Source organism: Luteimonas terrae, from assembly GCF_004358165.1.
In the GTDB taxonomy this organism is placed as follows: Bacteria; Pseudomonadota; Gammaproteobacteria; order Xanthomonadales; family Xanthomonadaceae; genus Luteimonas; species Luteimonas terrae.
Map to the genome: position 1 here is coordinate 1 of NZ_SMTG01000011.1, position 17,311 is coordinate 17,311.

The 17,311-nt window shown below is 64.9% G+C and carries 13 protein-coding genes and 1 tRNA gene; all 14 read left to right on the forward strand.

Annotated elements, in window-relative coordinates; all coding sequences use genetic code 11:
* Positions 1-897 (forward strand): elongation factor Tu (gene tuf / locus E2F49_RS16155; protein ID WP_133394845.1); only part of this gene is annotated, 897 nt, incomplete at its 5' end.
* 184 nt (positions 898-1,081) lie between these two features.
* A tRNA-Trp gene (locus tag E2F49_RS16160) sits at positions 1,082-1,157 on the forward strand.
* Between the two features lie 84 nt (positions 1,158-1,241).
* Positions 1,242-1,622 carry a preprotein translocase subunit SecE gene (secE, locus tag E2F49_RS16165; protein WP_133394846.1) on the forward strand — a complete coding sequence of 127 codons (381 nt, stop codon included), beginning with the start codon at positions 1,242-1,244 and terminating at the stop codon, positions 1,620-1,622.
* A gap of 16 nt (positions 1,623-1,638) precedes the next feature.
* Positions 1,639-2,211, forward strand: a complete 573-nt coding sequence (gene nusG / locus E2F49_RS16170; protein WP_055246812.1) for a transcription termination/antitermination protein NusG — start codon at positions 1,639-1,641, stop codon at positions 2,209-2,211.
* Between the two features lie 200 nt (positions 2,212-2,411).
* On the forward strand, positions 2,412-2,840 hold the full coding sequence (rplK, locus tag E2F49_RS16175) for a 50S ribosomal protein L11 (RefSeq protein WP_055246815.1): 429 nt from the start codon (positions 2,412-2,414) through the stop codon (positions 2,838-2,840).
* Between the two features lie 4 nt (positions 2,841-2,844).
* Positions 2,845-3,546: a 50S ribosomal protein L1 gene (gene rplA, locus E2F49_RS16180; protein WP_055246817.1), complete on the forward strand. Its 702-nt coding sequence runs from the start codon at positions 2,845-2,847 to the stop codon at positions 3,544-3,546.
* A 367-nt stretch (positions 3,547-3,913) separates the two neighbouring features.
* The gene (gene rplJ / locus E2F49_RS16185) at positions 3,914-4,444 is read left to right on the forward strand and encodes a 50S ribosomal protein L10 (protein ID WP_055246819.1); all 531 of its coding nucleotides are present in this window, start codon (positions 3,914-3,916) and stop codon (positions 4,442-4,444) included.
* A gap of 77 nt (positions 4,445-4,521) precedes the next feature.
* On the forward strand, positions 4,522-4,893 hold the full coding sequence (gene rplL, locus E2F49_RS16190) for a 50S ribosomal protein L7/L12 (RefSeq protein ID WP_055246821.1): 372 nt from the start codon (positions 4,522-4,524) through the stop codon (positions 4,891-4,893).
* A 257-nt stretch (positions 4,894-5,150) separates the two neighbouring features.
* Positions 5,151-9,326, forward strand: a complete 4,176-nt coding sequence (gene rpoB, locus E2F49_RS16195) for a DNA-directed RNA polymerase subunit beta (protein ID WP_055246823.1) — start codon at positions 5,151-5,153, stop codon at positions 9,324-9,326.
* An 88-nt stretch (positions 9,327-9,414) separates the two neighbouring features.
* The gene (gene rpoC / locus E2F49_RS16200; RefSeq protein ID WP_243713638.1) at positions 9,415-13,680 is read left to right on the forward strand and encodes a DNA-directed RNA polymerase subunit beta'; all 4,266 of its coding nucleotides are present in this window, start codon (positions 9,415-9,417) and stop codon (positions 13,678-13,680) included.
* Positions 13,681-13,935: 255 nt separating this feature from the next.
* Positions 13,936-14,310 (forward strand): 30S ribosomal protein S12, encoded by a 375-nt coding sequence (gene rpsL, locus E2F49_RS16205; protein WP_024891235.1) that lies wholly within the window; start codon positions 13,936-13,938, stop codon positions 14,308-14,310.
* 10 nt (positions 14,311-14,320) lie between these two features.
* Positions 14,321-14,788 (forward strand): 30S ribosomal protein S7, encoded by a 468-nt coding sequence (rpsG, locus tag E2F49_RS16210; protein ID WP_055246827.1) that lies wholly within the window; start codon positions 14,321-14,323, stop codon positions 14,786-14,788.
* Between the two features lie 183 nt (positions 14,789-14,971).
* Positions 14,972-17,104 carry an elongation factor G gene (fusA, locus tag E2F49_RS16215; protein ID WP_055246829.1) on the forward strand — a complete coding sequence of 711 codons (2,133 nt, stop codon included), beginning with the start codon at positions 14,972-14,974 and terminating at the stop codon, positions 17,102-17,104.
* A 90-nt stretch (positions 17,105-17,194) separates the two neighbouring features.
* The coding region (locus tag E2F49_RS16220) for a GTP-binding protein (RefSeq protein WP_049420184.1) at positions 17,195-17,311 on the forward strand (117 nt) is incomplete at its 3' end.

A 17,311-nucleotide genomic window follows, 5' to 3' on the forward strand; every position in this document is an offset into this window, starting at 1 on the left:
ATGGACGGCGCGATCCTGGTGTGTTCGGCGGCCGACGGCCCGATGCCGCAGACCCGCGAGCACATCCTGCTGTCGCGTCAGGTCGGCGTGCCGTACATCGTCGTGTTCCTGAACAAGGCCGACATGGTCGACGACGCCGAGCTGCTCGAGCTGGTCGAGATGGAAGTGCGCGAGCTGCTGAGCAAGTACGACTTCCCGGGCGACGACACCCCGATCATCCACGGTTCGGCCCGTCTGGCCCTCGATGGCGACCAGAGCGACATCGGCGTGCCGGCGATCCTCAAGCTGGTCGACGCGCTCGACAGCTGGATCCCGGAGCCGGAGCGCGACGTGGACAAGTCGTTCCTGATGCCGGTCGAAGACGTGTTCTCGATCTCGGGCCGCGGCACCGTGGTCACCGGTCGCATCGAGCGCGGCGTGATCAAGGTCGGCGAGGAAATCGAAATCGTCGGTATCCGTCCGGTGCAGAAGACCACCGTCACGGGCGTGGAAATGTTCCGCAAGCTGCTCGACCAGGGTCAGGCAGGCGACAACGCCGGTCTGCTGCTGCGCGGCACCAAGCGTGACGACGTCGAACGTGGCCAGGTGCTGGCCAAGCCGGGTTCGATCAAGCCGCACACCGATTTCGAAGCCGAAGTCTACGTGCTGTCGAAGGACGAGGGCGGCCGTCACACCCCGTTCTTCAAGGGCTACCGTCCGCAGTTCTACTTCCGCACCACCGACATCACCGGTGCGGTCGAGCTGCCGGAAGGCACCGAGATGGTGATGCCGGGCGACAACGTGAAGATGGTGGTCACGCTGATCAACCCGGTGGCGATGGACGAAGGCCTGCGCTTCGCGATCCGCGAAGGCGGTCGTACCGTTGGCGCCGGCGTGGTGGCCAAGATCATCAAGTGACGAAACGGCTCGAGCGCGCCAAGGCGCGCTCGGCTGACAGGACGTCATCCCGGTGAACGCCGGGATCCAGTGGCTCTCCCGACGATGCAGTATCACGAGAGAGCCGCGACAAGGCGGGCCGGCACCCCGGTCCGCCTTCGCCGTCTCGGGAATCCCGGCGTCGGCGGCCAAAGTTCCAATCCGTACGCCAGTAGCTCAATTGGCAGAGCAGCGGTCTCCAAAACCGCAGGTTGGGGGTTCGAGTCCCTCCTGGCGTGCCATTCGCGGAATCGTCCGCGCGGGTCCGGGCGCAGCACGGTCTGGCCCGTCAACCGAGCAGTCGCAAACCGATGAGTCGCCGGGATTTGAACAGCAGAGTGGATCAATCGAAGGGCGCGTCCTCCACGGACCTCGCCAAATACGCCGCCGCGCTGCTGCTCATGGTCGCCGGCGTGTTCGCGTTCTACTGGTTCCAGCCGCAGCTGGCGACGCCGGTACGCAGCATCATCGTCGCCCTGGGCATCGTGGGCGCTGTCGCGGTCTTCCTGACCACCGGCAAGGGTCACCAGACCCGTGATTTCTTCTCGGAGACCCGCTTCGAGATGCGCAAGGTCGTCTGGCCGACGCGCCAGGAGGCGACCCGCCTGACCTGGATCGTGATCATCGCCGTGGCGATCATCAGCCTGGTGCTGGCCGGCTTCGACCAGATCATCCAGTGGCTGATCCGCCTCATCCTGAGGCAGTGACGGAGTACAGATTCTGATGGAAACCGAAGGCGTCAAGCGCTGGTACGTCGTGCATGCCTATTCCGGCTTCGAGAAGTCGGTGGCACAGGCCCTGCGTGACCGCATCGTCCGCACCGAGATGCAGGACAAGTTCGGCGACGTGCTGGTGCCGACCGAAGAAGTGATCGAGATGCGCTCCGGCCAGAAGCGCCGTTCCGAGCGCAAGTTCTTCCCGGGCTACGTGCTGGTGCAGATCCTGACCTCGGACGAGGGCGGCATCCCGCGCATGGACAACGAGAGCTGGCACCTGGTCAAGGAAACGCCGAAGGTGATGGGCTTCATCGGCGGTACCGCCGATCGTCCGCTGCCGATCCGCGACGACGAGGCCGCCGTGATCCTCGACCGCGTGCAGGAAGGCGTCGAGAAGCCGCGTCCGAAGGTGCTGTTCGAGGCCGGCCAGATGGTCCGCGTCATCGACGGCCCGTTCAACGACTTCAACGGCGTCGTCGAAGAGGTCAATTACGAGAAGAGCCGCCTGCGCGTCGCAGTGCTGATCTTCGGCCGCTCGACCCCGGTCGAGCTGGAATTCGGGCAGGTCGAGAAGGCCTGATCCGGCGCTGCGCCCGGATGTGACGGGCGCGCGAAACCCTGCTATAGTGCGCGGCTCACTGTCCGGTGCAGCCGGGCAAAACCGCACAGGCCGCCATATGGGCGGCCTTTCGCGCGGATGGACAACGTGAAGCCGGGACACGTCAATTCCCGGAACGATGGGGAGCCTGAGTCCAGGCGTTTGCACCCGGAGAGAAGACAATGGCGAAGAAAGTCGTCGGTTACATCAAGCTGCAGGTGAAGGCCGGTCAGGCCAACCCCTCGCCGCCGGTCGGTCCCGCACTGGGCCAGCGCGGTCTGAACATCATGGAGTTCTGCAAGGCGTTCAACGCAGCGACCTCCAAGCTCGAGCCGGGTCTGCCGACCCCGGTCATCATCACGGCCTACTCGGACCGTACCTTCACCTTCATCACCAAGAGCACGCCGGCATCGGTGCTGCTCAAGAAGGCGGCAGGCGTGGCCTCGGGCTCCAAGCGTCCGAACACCGAGAAGGTGGGCAAGGTGACGCGCGCGCAGCTCGAAGAAATCGCCAAGGCGAAGGAAGCCGATCTGACGGCGGCCGAGCTGGAAGCAGCAGTGCGCACCATCGCGGGCTCGGCCCGTTCGATGGGCCTGACGGTGGAGGGCTGAGACCATGGCCAAGCTGACCAAGCGACAGAAGACCCTGCAGGCTGCCGTGCAGCCGGGCAAGACCTACGCGATCGATGACGCACTGAAGATCGTCAAGGACAACAGCAGCGCGAAGTTCGCCGAAGCCGTGGACGTCGCCGTCCGCCTCGGCGTCGACGCGCGCAAGTCGGACCAGCAGGTCCGCGGCTCGACCGTGCTGCCGCAGGGCACCGGCAAGAGCGTCCGCGTGGCGGTGTTCGCACCGGCCGGCGCGAAGGCCGACGAGGCCCTGGCCGCCGGTGCCGACGTCGTCGGCATGGACGACCTGGCCGAGAAGATGCAGGGCGGCGACATCAACTACGACGTCGTGATCGCGACGCCGGACGCGATGCGCGTCGTCGGCAAGCTCGGTACGGTGCTGGGCCCGCGCGGCCTGATGCCGAACCCGAAGGTCGGCACCGTCTCCCCGAACCCGGGCGAGGCTGTGAAGAACGCCAAGGGCGGTCAGGTCCGCTACCGCACCGACAAGGCCGGCATCATCCACTGCACGATCGGTAAGGCCGACTTCGATGCGGACAAGCTCAAGGACAACCTGCAGGCGCTGCTGGTCGACCTGGTGAAGGCCAAGCCGGCCACCGCCAAGGGCCAGTACCTGCAGAAGATCTCGCTGAGCTCGACGATGGGCCCGGGCGTCACCGTCGACGCGTCGACGCTGTCGCTCAAGTAATCGATGTACCCGTCCGGCCGTTCGCGGCCGTGCGGTGTTCGACCATTTGAGGGCAGTCGCCGGTACTCCGGTATCGAACGACAGCCGTCAAAGACCGCAGGTGCGGTCAGCGCGCTACGACGACGGGCACGGAAGCTCGTGTTGGCAGGGAATCGCCGTCGTAGCTAGCGGGACTGCTTAATCCACCCGCAAGGGTGCGCCCGCGCAGATGGTGCCGCCTTCTGGAAGTTTTCTGGTGTGGTCGCAAGACCGCCAGCCGGACAGGCCACCGACCCGGGACCTTCGTGTCCCCGGCGTTCCACGGATGGATGCCGTCCAGGACCGCAAGCGGCAGGAGCCGCGAGCGGAGTTACCAAGTGAGGAGTGTATGGCTCTCAATCTGTCCCAGAAGCAAGAAGTTGTCGCCGAACTGGCAGACGTCGCCGCCAAGGCGCACTCCCTGGTCGCCGCCGAATACGCAGGCACCACGGTCAGCCAGATGACCGCGATGCGCAAGCAGGCTCGTGAAACGGGCGTGTTCTTGAAAGTTGTCAAGAACACGCTGGCCGTGCGCGCCATCGAGGGCACCGAGTTCGCTGTCGTCAAGGACAGCCTCGTCGGTCCCCTGCTGTATGCGTTTTCGACCGAGGAGCCCGGCGCTGCCGGTCGCCTGATCAAGGAATTCGCCAAGAGCAACGACAAGCTGCAGCCGAAGGTCGTGTCCGTGGGTGGCGAGCTGTATCCCGCCAGCCACGTGGACGTGCTTGCGGCGCTGCCGACCCGCGATCAGGCGCTGGCCATGCTGGCCCGCACCCTGCTCGAGCCCGCCGCGATGTTCGCCCGTGCCGTCCAGGCCGTGGCCGACAAGCAGGGTGGTGGTGCACCGGCGGAAGAAGCAGCTGCCGAAGCTACGGCTTAAAGCCTGAGTTCGACGTCATCGCGCCTGTTGCACGCCAGCAGGCTTCAATCCAGATAATTTCCAATAGGTAAATCACAATGTCCCTGACCAACGAACAGATCGTCGACGCGATCGCTGAAAAGTCCCTGATGGAAGTGGTCGAGCTCGTCAAGGCCATCGAAGAGAAGTTCGGCGTCTCCGCCGCGGCTCCGGTTGCCGTCGCTGCTGCTGCCGGTCCGGCCGCCGCTGCTGAAGAGCAGACCGAGTTCACCGTCGTCCTGAAGGCCGCCGGCGACAAGAAGGTCGAAGTCATCAAGGTCGTCCGCGCCATCACCGGCCTGGGCCTCAAGGAAGCCAAGGACCTGGTCGAAGGCGCTCCGAAGGACGTCAAGGAAGGCGCGTCGAAGGAAGAAGCCGAGAAGATCAAGAAGGATCTCGAGGCTGCTGGCGCGACCGCCGAGCTCAAGTAAGCGACACCTTGGCATCGCAGCACATGCTGTCGATGCACCGGGGCCGGGGGCGAAAGCTCCCGGCCCTTGGTCGTTCCTGAAAACGCCCGTTTTTCAAGTGCACGACCGGCAGTACCGCAACACGACAACCGACACAGTTGTCAGCGGGTAGTAGCGGGAGAAGGCGTGCTGGTGCCGGCAATACCAGCGACTACCCAGTGACAGCTTCTAGTTCCGGATCGCACGCGATCCCATCGATCCATCGAGGCGTATTCCCCATGACGACGACACAGCTCCCGTCGAATTACTCGTTCACCGAGAAGAAGCGCATCCGCAAGAATTTCGGAAAGCGCCGCTCGATCCTCGAAGTGCCGTTCCTGCTCGCCATCCAGGTCGATTCCTACCGTGAATTCCTGCAGGCCGACCGCGACCCCGCCAAGCGCGAGGACCGTGGCCTGCACGCCGCGCTGAAGTCGGTGTTCCCGATCGTCAGCTACAACGGCTACGCCGCACTCGAATACGTCGGCTACAAGCTCGGCGAGCCCGTGTTCGACGAGCGCGAATGCCGCAACCGTGGCCTGAGCTACGGCGCCCCGCTGCGCGTGACCGTGCGCCTGGTGATCTACGACCGCGAGTCGTCGTCCAAGGCCATCAAGTACGTGAAGGAGCAGGAGGTCTACATGGGCGAGATCCCGCTCATGACCGACAACGGCACCTTCATCATCAACGGCACCGAGCGCGTCATCGTTTCGCAGCTGCACCGCTCGCCGGGCGTGTTCTTCGACCACGACCGCGGCAAGACCCACAGCTCGGGCAAGCTGCTCTACAGCGCCCGCATCATCCCGTACCGCGGTTCGTGGTTGGACTTCGAGTTCGACCCGAAGGACGCGCTGTTCACCCGTATCGACCGCCGTCGCAAGCTGCCGGTGTCGGTGCTGCTGCGCGCGCTCGGCTACAACAACGAAGAAATGCTCAACGAGTTCTTCGACATCAACAGCTACCACATCCTCCCCGAGGGCGAGGGCGTGCAGCTGGAGCTGGTGTCGGAGCGTCTGCGTGGCGAAACGCTGAACTTCGACCTGCTCGACGGCGAGAAGGTCATCGTCGAAGCCGGCAAGCGCATCACCGCGCGTCACGTCAAGCAGCTCGAGGCCTCGGGCATCACCGCTCTTGCGGTGCCGGACGACTACCTCGTCGGCCAGATCCTGTCGCACGACGTCATCGACCCGTCGACCGGTGAGCTGGTCGCGACCGCCAACGACGAGATCACGCTCGAGACGCTCGAAGCGCTGCGCAAGGCGTCGATCGAAGCCATCGGCACGATCTGGGTCAACGACCTCGATCGCGGTCCGTACCTGTCGAACACGCTGCGCATCGACTCGACCAAGACCCAGCTCGACGCGCTGGTCGAGATCTACCGCATGATGCGCCCCGGCGAGCCGCCGACCAAGGACGCTGCGCAGAACCTGTTCCACAACCTGTTCTTCACCTTCGAGCGCTACGACGTCTCCAGCGTCGGCCGCATGAAGTTCAACCGTCGCCTGGGCCGCAAGGAAACCGAAGGCGCGTCGGTGCTCTACGACGCGAAGTACTTCGCCGAGCGCAAGGACGAGGACGCGGTGCGTCTGCGTGGCGAGTACGGCCAGACCTCGGACATCCTCGACGTCATCCGCGTGCTGACCGAGATCCGCAACGGTCGCGGCGTCGTCGACGACATCGACCACCTCGGCAACCGCCGCGTGCGTTCGGTCGGTGAAATGGCCGAGAACGTGTTCCGCGTGGGCCTGGTCCGCGTCGAGCGCGCCGTGCGCGAGCGCCTGACGATGGCCGAGGCCGATGGCCTGACCCCGCAGGAACTCATCAACGCCAAGCCGGTCGCGGCGGCGGTCAAGGAATTCTTCGGCTCCTCGCAGCTGTCGCAGTTCATGGACCAGAACAACCCGCTGTCGGAAGTCACGCACAAGCGTCGCGTCTCGGCCCTGGGCCCGGGCGGTCTGACCCGCGAGCGCGCCGGCTTCGAAGTGCGCGACGTGCACCCGACCCACTACGGCCGCGTCTGCACCATCGAAACGCCGGAAGGCCCGAACATCGGCCTGATCAACTCGCTGGCGACCTTCGCGCGCACCAACAAGTACGGCTTCCTCGAGACCCCGTACCGCAAGGTCGTCGACAGCCGCGTCACCGACGAGATCGAGTACCTCTCGGCGATCGAAGAGAACGACTACGTCATCGCGCAGGCCAACGCCGTGCAGGACGAGAAGGGCACGATGACGCAGCAGTTCGTCGACTGCCGCTTCCAGGGCGAGTCGCTGCTCAAGCCGCCGGCCGAAATCCACTACATGGACGTCTCGCCGATGCAGACCGTGTCGGTCGCGGCGGCGCTGGTCCCGTTCCTCGAGCACGATGACGCGAACCGCGCACTGATGGGCGCGAACATGCAGCGTCAGGCCGTGCCGACCCTGCGTGCCCAGAAGCCGCTGGTCGGGACCGGCATCGAGCGTGCCGTGGCGCGCGACTCGGGCGTGACCGTGAACGCCCGCCGTGGCGGCGTGATCGAGCAGATCGATGCCGGCCGCGTCGTGGTCAAGGTCAATGAAGAGGAGATCTCCGGCGAGCACGATGCCGGCGTCGACATCTACAACCTGATCAAGTACACGCGCTCCAACCAGAACACCTGCATCAACCAGCGTCCGCTGGTGAACGTGGGTGACGTGGTCGCGCGCGGCGACGTGCTGGCCGACGGCCCCTCGACCGACATCGGCGAGCTGGCCCTGGGCCAGAACATGCTGGTCGCGTTCATGCCGTGGAACGGCTACAACTTCGAAGACTCGATCCTGCTGTCGGAGCGCGTCGTCAAGGAAGACCGTTACACGACGATCCACATCGAAGAGCTGACCGCGGTCGCCCGCGACACGAAGCTGGGACCGGAGGAAATCTCCGCCGACATCCCGAACGTGTCGGAGAACGCGCTCAACCGTCTCGACGAATCCGGCGTGGTGTATATCGGTGCGGAAGTCCGCGCCGGCGACATTCTGGTCGGCAAGGTCACGCCGAAGGGCGAGAGCCAGCTGACCCCGGAAGAGAAGCTGCTGCGTGCGATCTTCGGTGAGAAGGCGTCCGACGTGAAGGACAGCTCGCTGCGCGTGCCGCCGGGCATGGACGGCACCGTCATCGACGTGCAGGTCTTCACCCGCGACGGCATCGAGAAGGACAAGCGCGCCAAGCAGATCGAAGAGTCCGAGATCAAGCGCGTCAAGAAGGACTTCGACGACCAGTTCCGCATCCTGGAATCGGCGATCTACGCGCGTCTGCGTTCGCAGATCCAGGGCAAGGTCGCCAACGGCGGTCCGGGCCTGAAGAAGGGCGACACGGTCTCCTCGCTGGTGCTCGACGGTCTGAAGAAGTCCGACTGGTTCCAGATCCGCATGAAGGACGAGGACGCGGCCGACGCCATCGAACGTGCGCAGAAACAGATCGACGCGCACCAGAAGGAGTTCGAGAAGCGTTTCGCCGACAAGCGCGGCAAGATCACCCAGGGCGACGACCTCGCACCGGGCGTGCTGAAGATGGTCAAGGTCTACCTGGCCGTGAAGCGCCGCATCCAGCCGGGCGACAAGATGGCCGGCCGTCACGGCAACAAGGGTGTCGTGTCGACCATCGTGCCCGTGCAGGACATGCCCTACATGGCCAACGGCAACACGGTCGACATCGTGCTGAACCCGCTGGGCGTGCCGTCGCGTATGAACATCGGCCAGATCCTCGAAGTCCACCTCGGCCTGGCGGCCAAGGGCCTGGGCGAGAAGATCCAGCGGATGCTCGATGCGCAGGCCAAGATCGCCGAGCTGCGTGCCTTCCTCGACAAGATCTACAACCACGACAAGTCCGTCGCCGCACAGCGCGTCGACCTGTCGCAGTTCAGTGACGAGGAGCTGCTGACGCTCGCCGGCAACCTGACCGACGGCGTGCCGATGGCGACCCCGGTGTTCGACGGCGCTGCCGAGTCGGAGATCAAGGCGATGCTCGAGCTGGCGGACATGCCGACCAGCGGCCAGCACCGCCTCTACGACGGCCGCACCGGCGAAACGTTCGAGCGCGAGGTCACCGTGGGCTACATGCACATGCTCAAGCTCAACCACCTGGTGGACGACAAGATGCACGCGCGTTCGACCGGCCCGTACTCGCTCGTCACCCAGCAGCCGCTGGGCGGCAAGGCGCAGTTCGGCGGCCAGCGTTTCGGCGAAATGGAAGTCTGGGCGCTGGAAGCCTACGGCGCGGCCTACACCCTGCAGGAAATGCTGACGGTGAAGTCCGACGACGTGCAGGGCCGCAACCAGATGTACAAGAACATCGTCGACGGCGAACACGAGATGGTCGCGGGCATGCCCGAGTCCTTCAACGTGCTGGTCAAGGAAATCCGTTCGCTGGCGATCAACATGGAGCTGGAGGAGCACTGAGGCAGGACGTCCGACGCGCGGCCCGTGAGCGTGCCGCGCGCGACTTCGATCCATACCGCCCCAGGTTCCCCATTCCCGGAGTAAAGACATGAAAGACCTGCTCAATCTCTTCAACCAGCAGCGCCAGATCCCGGACTTCGACGCGATCAAGATCGCGCTGGCCTCGCCGGACCTGATCCGTTCGTGGTCGTTCGGCGAAGTGAAGAAGCCCGAGACCATCAACTACCGCACGTTCAAGCCCGAGCGCGACGGCCTGTTCTGTGCCGCGATCTTCGGTCCGATCAAGGACTACGAGTGCCTGTGCGGCAAGTACAAGCGCATGAAACACCGCGGCGTGGTCTGCGAGAAGTGCGGCACCGAAGTCACGCTGGCCAAGGTGCGTCGCGAGCGCATGGGTCACATCGACCTGGCCTCGCCGGTCGCGCACATCTGGTTCCTCAAGTCGCTGCCCTCGCGCATCGGCCTGATGCTGGACATGACCCTGCGTGACATCGAACGCATCCTGTACTTCGAGGCGTTCGTCGTGACCGAGCCGGGCCTGACCCCGCTCGAGCGCAGCCAGCTGCTCAACGAAGAGCAGTACATGCAGATGCGCCAGGAGCACGGCGACGACTTCGATGCCGCGATGGGCGCCGAGGCCGTCTACGACCTGCTGCGCACGATCGACCTGCAGGCCGAGATGGTCCGCCTGAAGGAAGAGATCGCCGCCACGGGTTCGGAGACCAAGCTCAAGCGCCTCACCAAGCGCATCAAGCTGGTCGAGGCCTTCATCGACTCGGGCAACCGCCCCGAGTGGATGATCATGACCGTGCTGCCGGTGCTGCCGCCGGACCTGCGTCCGCTGGTCCCGCTGGACGGTGGCCGCTTCGCGACCTCGGATCTCAACGATCTGTACCGCCGCGTCATCAACCGCAACAACCGCCTGCGTCGCCTGCTCGAACTCAATGCGCCCGACATCATCGTGCGCAACGAGAAGCGCATGCTGCAGGAATCGGTCGATGCGCTGATGGACAACGGCCGTCGCGGCCGTGCGATCACCGGCACCAACAAGCGTCCGCTCAAGTCGCTCGCCGACATGATCAAGGGCAAGCAGGGCCGCTTCCGCCAGAACCTGCTCGGCAAGCGCGTCGACTACTCGGGCCGTTCGGTCATCGTGGTCGGTCCGACGCTGCGCCTGCACGAGTGCGGCCTGCCGAAGAAGATGGCGCTGGAACTGTTCAAGCCCTTCATCTTCGCCAAGCTGCAGCGCCGTGGCCTGGCCACGACGATCAAGGCCGCCAAGAAGCTCGTCGAGCGCGAAGAGGCCGAGGTGTGGGACATCCTCGAAGAGGTGATCCGCGAGCACCCGGTCATGCTCAACCGCGCGCCGACGCTGCACCGTCTGGGCATCCAGGCGTTCGAGCCGGTGCTGATCGAAGGCAAGGCGATCCAGCTGCACCCGCTGGTCTGTACCGCGTTCAACGCCGACTTCGACGGTGACCAGATGGCGGTCCACGTGCCGCTCTCGCTGGAAGCCCAGCTCGAAGCGCGTGCGCTGATGATGGCGTCCAACAACATCCTCTCGCCGGCCAACGGCGAGCCGATCATCGTGCCGTCGCAGGACGTCGTGCTCGGTCTGTACTACATGACGCGCGCTCTGGAGAACATCCCGGGCGAGGGCATGGTGTTCGCCAACATCGCCGAAGTGCGTCGCGCGTTCGACAACAAGGCCGCCGGCCTGCACGCCAAGATCAAGGTCCGCATCCAGCAGACCGTGATCGGCGAGGACGGCTCGCGCGACAAGGTGACCTCGATCGTCGAGACGACCGTGGGTCGTGCGCTGCTGCTCGAGATCATGCCCGACGGCCTGCCGTTCGAGCTGGCCAACGTCGAGCTCAACAAGAAGAACATCTCGCGCCTGATCAACGCCTGCTACCGCCGCCTGGGTCTCAAGGACACGGTCGTGTTCGCCGACAAACTGATGTACACCGGCTTCGGCAACGCCACGCGTGCCGGTGTGTCGATCGGCATCAACGACATGACCATCCCGTCCGAGAAGGCCGGCATCCTGGTCGAGGCCGAGGCCGAGGTGCTGGAAATCCAGCAGCAGTACCAGTCGGGTCTGGTCACCGCCGGCGAGCGCTACAACAAGGTCGTCGACATCTGGTCGCGTACGAACGAGCGCATCGCCAAGGCGATGATGGACACCATCGGCACCGAGAAGGTCGTCAACGCCAAGGGCGAGACGATCGACCAGAAGTCGATGAACTCGCTCTACATCATGGCCGACTCGGGTGCGCGTGGTTCGCAGGCGCAGATCCGTCAGCTGGCCGGCATGCGCGGCCTGATGGCCAAGCCGGACGGCTCGATCATCGAAACGCCGATCATCGCGAACTTCCGCGAAGGTCTGAACGTGCAGGAGTACTTCAACTCCACCCACGGTGCCCGAAAGGGTCTGGCCGATACCGCGCTCAAGACCGCGAACTCCGGTTACCTGACCCGTCGTCTCGTCGACGTGGCCCAGGACGTGGTGATCACCGAAGTTGACTGCGGCACCGTCGACGGTCTGACCATGACCCCGATCGTCGAAGGCGGTGACGTCGTCGAGCCGCTGCGCGACCGCGTGCTGGGTCGTGTCGTGGCCGAGGACGTGTTCCTGCCGGGCAACGACGAGGATCCGATCGTGACCCGCAACACGCTGCTCGACGAGCAGTGGGTGCAGCGCCTCGAAGAGGCCGGCGTGCAGTCGATCCAGGTCCGCTCCACGATCACCTGCGAAAGCAGCTTCGGCGTCTGCGCGCATTGCTACGGCCGTGACCTCGGCCGCGGCCACCTGGTCAACCAGGGCGAGGCCGTGGGCGTCGTCGCCGCGCAGTCGATCGGTGAGCCGGGTACCCAGCTGACCATGCGTACGTTCCACATCGGTGGTGCGGCGTCGCGTGCGGCCGCCATCGACAACGTGACGGTCAAGACCACCGGCTCGATCAAGTTCAACAACCTCAAGCACGTCAAGCACGAGAGCGGCAGCCTGGTCGCGGTCTCGCGTTCGGGCGAGCTGTCGGTGCTCGACGGCCATGGTCGCGAGCGCGAGCGTTACAAGCTGCCCTACGGCGCGACCATCACGGTCAACGACGGCGATGCGATCAAGGCCGGCCAGACCGTCGCCAACTGGGATCCGCACAACCACCCGATCGTGTCGGAAGTGGCGGGTTTCATCCGCTTCGTGGACTTCGTCGACGGCATCACCGTCATCGAGAAGACCGACGAGCTGACCGGCCTGGCATCGCGCGAGATCACCGATCCCAAGCGTCGTGGTTCGGCCGGCAAGGACCTGCGTCCGATCGTCCGCATCGTCGACGGCAAGGGCAATGACCTGTCGATCCCGGGTACCGACCTGCCGGCGCAGTACCTGCTGCCGCCGCGCTCGATCGTCAACCTGCAGGACGGCGACGCCGTCGGCGTGGGCGACGTGGTGACCAAGGTGCCGCAGGAAGCGTCCAAGACCCGCGACATCACCGGTGGTCTGCCGCGCGTGGCCGACCTGTTCGAAGCGCGCAAGCCCAAGGACCAGGCGATCCTCGCCGAGATCTCGGGCATCGTCAGCTTCGGCAAGGACACCAAGGGCAAGCAGCGCCTGATCATCAAGGGCACCGATGGTGTCGATCACGAGGAGCTGATCCCCAAGTACCGCCAGATCATCGTGTTCGAAGGCGAGCACGTGGAGAAGGGCGAGACGGTCGTCGACGGCGAGCCGGGTCCGCAGGACATCCTGCGCCTGAAGGGTGTCGAGGAACTCGCCTCGTACCTGACCAAGGAAATCCAGGACGTCTATCGCCTGCAGGGCGTGAAGATCAACGACAAGCACATCGAAGTGATCGTCCGCCAGATGCTGCGCAAGGTCGAAGTCACCGACGCCGGTGATTCGAAGTTCCTCAACGGCGAGCAGGTCGAGCGCCAGCGCGTCATCGAGGACAACGCCAAGCTGCTGTCCAAGAACGAGCTGCCGGCGAAGTTCGACCCGGTCCTGCTGGGCATCACCAAGGCGTCGCTGGCGACCGAGTCGTTCATCTCGGCCGCGTCGTTCCAGGAGACCACCCGCGTGCTCACCGAGGCGGCCGTCCGCGGCACGCGCGACAGCCTGCGCGGTCTCAAGGAGAACGTGATCGTCGGTCGCCTGATTCCGGCCGGTACCGGTCTGGCGTATCACGCGCGTCGTCGCCGTGCCGCGTCGGGTCTGACCGATTCGGAAATGGATGCACTGTCGGGTTCGGTCGTGGCCGACGAGGCCGTGGCTGCACCGGCGGCGCCGGAGCAGGTGATGCTCGAAGACGCCCCGGTGACGCCGGCGGCTGACAACGACGGCGAATCGCGCTAAGATCCACCCCCTTTGGCGGCCCCGCGTGGGCCGCCCAGACTCCGAAAAGAGGCGCAGGACGCGGCTCGTATTCGGTCCAGGATGGACGGGAGACGTTGTATGCCGGGCAGTTCCCTTCGCGGGGCTGTCGGTGGCGGTATGACCCGCGTTGACGGTATTCGTCAGCGCGGGCTATACTTTTTCGTCTGACAGACGGCGTTCCCGTCTGTCTTCGTTTTCACCGGGCCGAAAGCCCGAACCACAGACCCGAGACTGATGGCAACGATCAACCAGCTGGTGCGGAAGCCGCGCAGCCCCGAAACCTACAAGAGCACTTCGCCCGCGCTGGCGAACTGCCCGCAGCGCCGTGGCGTCTGCACCCGCGTCTACACCACGACCCCGAAGAAGCCGAACTCGGCGCTTCGCAAGGTCGCCAAGGTGCGCCTGACCAACGGTTACGAGGTCATCTCGTACATCGGCGGCGAAGGCCACAACCTGCAGGAGCACAGCGTGGTGCTGATCCGCGGCGGTCGCGTCAAGGACCTCCCGGGTGTGCGTTACCACACGGTGCGTGGCTCGCTCGACGCCGCCGGCGTCGCGAAGCGCAAGCAGGCACGTTCGAAGTACGGCGCCAAGCGTCCGAAGGGCTGAGGAATAGACAATGTCGCGTAAAGGAAACACCCCGCAGCGTTCGGTGCTGCCCGACCCGAAGCACGGCAGCGAGACGATCGCGCGCTTCATCAACATGGTCATGAAGAGCGGCAAGAAGTCCGTCGCCGAAAAGATCGTGTACGGCGCCATGGACGTCATCGGCGAGAAGAACGGCAATGCGCTCGAGCTGGTCGAGAAGGCGCTGGGCAACATCTCCCCGGCGGTCGAAGTGAAGTCGCGTCGCGTCGGCGGTGCCACGTACCAGGTGCCGGTCGAAGTGCGCGCTTCGCGTCGCATGGCGCTGGCGATGCGCTGGCTGATCGAGTCGGCACGCAAGCGTGGCGAGAACAGCATGCCGCGCAAGCTGGCCGCCGAGCTGATCGACGCGTCCGAAAACCGTGGTGGCGCGATCAAGAAGCGCGAAGAAACCCACCGCATGGCCGACGCCAACAAGGCGTTCGCGCACTACCGCTGGTAAGCGGTCTTGGCGGGTCCCGGTTGATTCCGGGGCCCGTCGGCACCATCCAGGTGCCTCCACGCGGTCACAGACCGCACGCAGGATCAGAAGGCCGCCGCAAGGCGGCATTCGTCCATTCAAGCGATTCCATCGCGAAGGTTCCGGCTTCCATCGGGACTTCGCCATCCAATACGAGAGACTGACGTGGCTCGCACGACTCCCATCGAACGCTACCGCAACTTCGGCATCATGGCCCACATCGATGCCGGCAAGACCACGACTTCCGAGCGCATCCTGTTCTACACCGGCAAGAGCCACAAGATCGGTGAAGTGCACGACGGCGCCGCCACCATGGACTGGATGGAGCAGGAGCAGGAGCGTGGCATCACGATCCAGTCCGCTGCGACCACCGCGTTCTGGAAGGGCATGGACAAGTCGATGCCGGAGCATCGCTTCAACATCATCGACACCCCCGGCCACGTCGACTTCACGATCGAAGTGGAGCGTTCGCTGCGCGTGCTCGACGGCGCGGTGTTCGTGCTGTGTGCGGTCGGTGGCGTGCAGCCGCAGTCCGAGACGGTGTGGCGCCAGGCCAACAAGTACCACGTGCCGCGCATCGCGTTCGTCAACAAGATGGACCGCACCGGTGCCAACTTCTACAAGGTCCGTGACCAGCTGAAGGCGCGCCTGGGCGCGGCTGCCGTTCCGATGCAGCTGCCGATCGGTGCCGAAGACGGCTTCGAAGGCGTGGTCGATCTGGTCAAGATGAAGGCCATCCACTGGGATACTGCGTCGCAGGGCCTGAACTTCGAATACCGCGACATTCCGGCCGAGCTGCAGGGCCCGGCGGAAGAAGCGCGCGCCTTCATGGTGGAGTCGGCGGCCGAAGCCTCCGAAGCCCTGATGGACAAGTACCTCGAAGAGGGCGAGCTGTCGGAGGAGGAAATCCTCGACGGCCTGCGCGAGCGCACCCTCAAGACCGAGATCGTGCCGATGTACTGCGGCTCGGCGTTCAAGAACAAGGGCGTCCAGGCGATGCTCGACGGCGTCGTCAAGCTGCTGCCGTCGCCGGTCGACGTGCCGGCGGTCAAGGGCGTGGACGTCGACGACGAGACCAAGGAGCTGTCGCGCGAGTCGAGCGACAAGGCCCCGTTCTCGGCGCTGGCGTTCAAGATCATGACCGACCCGTTCGTGGGTTCGCTGACGTTCTTCCGCGTCTACTCGGGCACGCTCAACGCAGGTGACCAGGTCTACAACTCGGTCAAGAGCAAGAAGGAGCGCATCGGCCGTCTGCTGCAGATGCACTCCAACAACCGCGAAGAGATCAAGGAAGTGCTGGCCGGCGACATCGCCGCGGCCGTGGGCCTGAAGGACGTCACCACCGGCGACACGTTGTGCTCGCAGGAGCATCCGATCGTCCTCGAGCGGATGACGTTCCCCGAGCCGGTGATCTCGATGGCCGTCGAGCCGAAGACCAAGTCGGACCAGGAAAAGATGGGCCTCGCCCTCGGTCGCCTGGCGCAGGAGGATCCGTCCTTCCGCGTGCGTACCGACGAGGAATCGGGCCAGACCATCATCGCCGGTATGGGCGAGCTGCACCTGGACATCATCGTCGACCGCATGAAGCGCGAGTTCAACGTCGAGGCCAACGTCGGCAAGCCGCAGGTCGCGTACCGCGAGACCATCCGCACCGCGAACGTGAAGTCGGACTACAAGCACGCCAAGCAGTCCGGTGGTAAGGGTCAGTATGGTCACGTCGTGATCGAGCTGTCGCCGCTGACCGCCGAGGATCGTGCCGATCCGAAGATCGCCGCCGACATCAAGGACGACTTCCTCTTCATCAACGACATCACCGGTGGCGTGATCCCGAAGGAATTCATCCCGTCGGTCGAGAAGGGCATCCGCGAGACGATCACCAGTGGTCCGATCGCCGGCTTCCCGGTCGTGGGCGTCAAGGTCAAGCTGGTGTTCGGCTCGTACCACGACGTCGACTCGTCGGAAATGGCGTTCAAGCTGGCCTCGTCGATGGCGTTCAAGCAGGGCTTCGTGAAGGCGAGCCCGGCGCTGCTCGAGCCGATGATGAAGGTCGAGATCGTCAGCCCCGAGGATTACCTCGGCGACGTGATGGGCGACGTCAGCCGTCGTCGCGGCATCCTGCAGGGTCAGGACGACAGCCCGTCGGGCAAGATCATCAACGCGATGATCCCGCTGGGCGAGATGTTCGGCTACGCGACCACGCTGCGCTCGATGTCCCAGGGCCGTGCGACGTTCTCGATGGAGTTCGATCACTACGCCGAGGCCCCGGCCAATATCGCCGAGACTGTCACCAAGAAGTAATGCATCGGGATTGGAATCCGGTGTCCGCACAGCGGGCGCCGGACTTCCGGATCCCAGTTTCCAATCCCGAATCAATAGAGGTGTATCACCATGGCAAAGGGTAAGTTCGAGCGCACCAAGCCGCACGTCAACGTCGGCACCATCGGTCACGTCGACCACGGCAAGACCACGCTGACCGCCGCACTGACCAAGATCGGCGCCGAGCGT

Bases quoted from the DNA above. Each gene is read 5' to 3' on its own strand.
- nusG (WP_055246812.1), top strand. From the start codon at position 1,639: ATGGAAACCGAAGGCGTCAAGCGCTGGTACGTCGTGCATGCCTATTCC.
- rplK (WP_055246815.1), top strand. From the start codon at position 2,412: ATGGCGAAGAAAGTCGTCGGTTACATCAAGCTGCAGGTGAAGGCCGGT.
- rplA (WP_055246817.1), top strand. From the start codon at position 2,845: ATGGCCAAGCTGACCAAGCGACAGAAGACCCTGCAGGCTGCCGTGCAG.
- rplJ (WP_055246819.1), top strand. From the start codon at position 3,914: ATGGCTCTCAATCTGTCCCAGAAGCAAGAAGTTGTCGCCGAACTGGCA.
- rplL (WP_055246821.1), top strand. From the start codon at position 4,522: ATGTCCCTGACCAACGAACAGATCGTCGACGCGATCGCTGAAAAGTCC.
- rpoB (WP_055246823.1), top strand. From the start codon at position 5,151: ATGACGACGACACAGCTCCCGTCGAATTACTCGTTCACCGAGAAGAAG.
- rpoC (WP_243713638.1), top strand. From the start codon at position 9,415: ATGAAAGACCTGCTCAATCTCTTCAACCAGCAGCGCCAGATCCCGGAC.
- rpsL (WP_024891235.1), top strand. From the start codon at position 13,936: ATGGCAACGATCAACCAGCTGGTGCGGAAGCCGCGCAGCCCCGAAACC.
- rpsG (WP_055246827.1), top strand. From the start codon at position 14,321: ATGTCGCGTAAAGGAAACACCCCGCAGCGTTCGGTGCTGCCCGACCCG.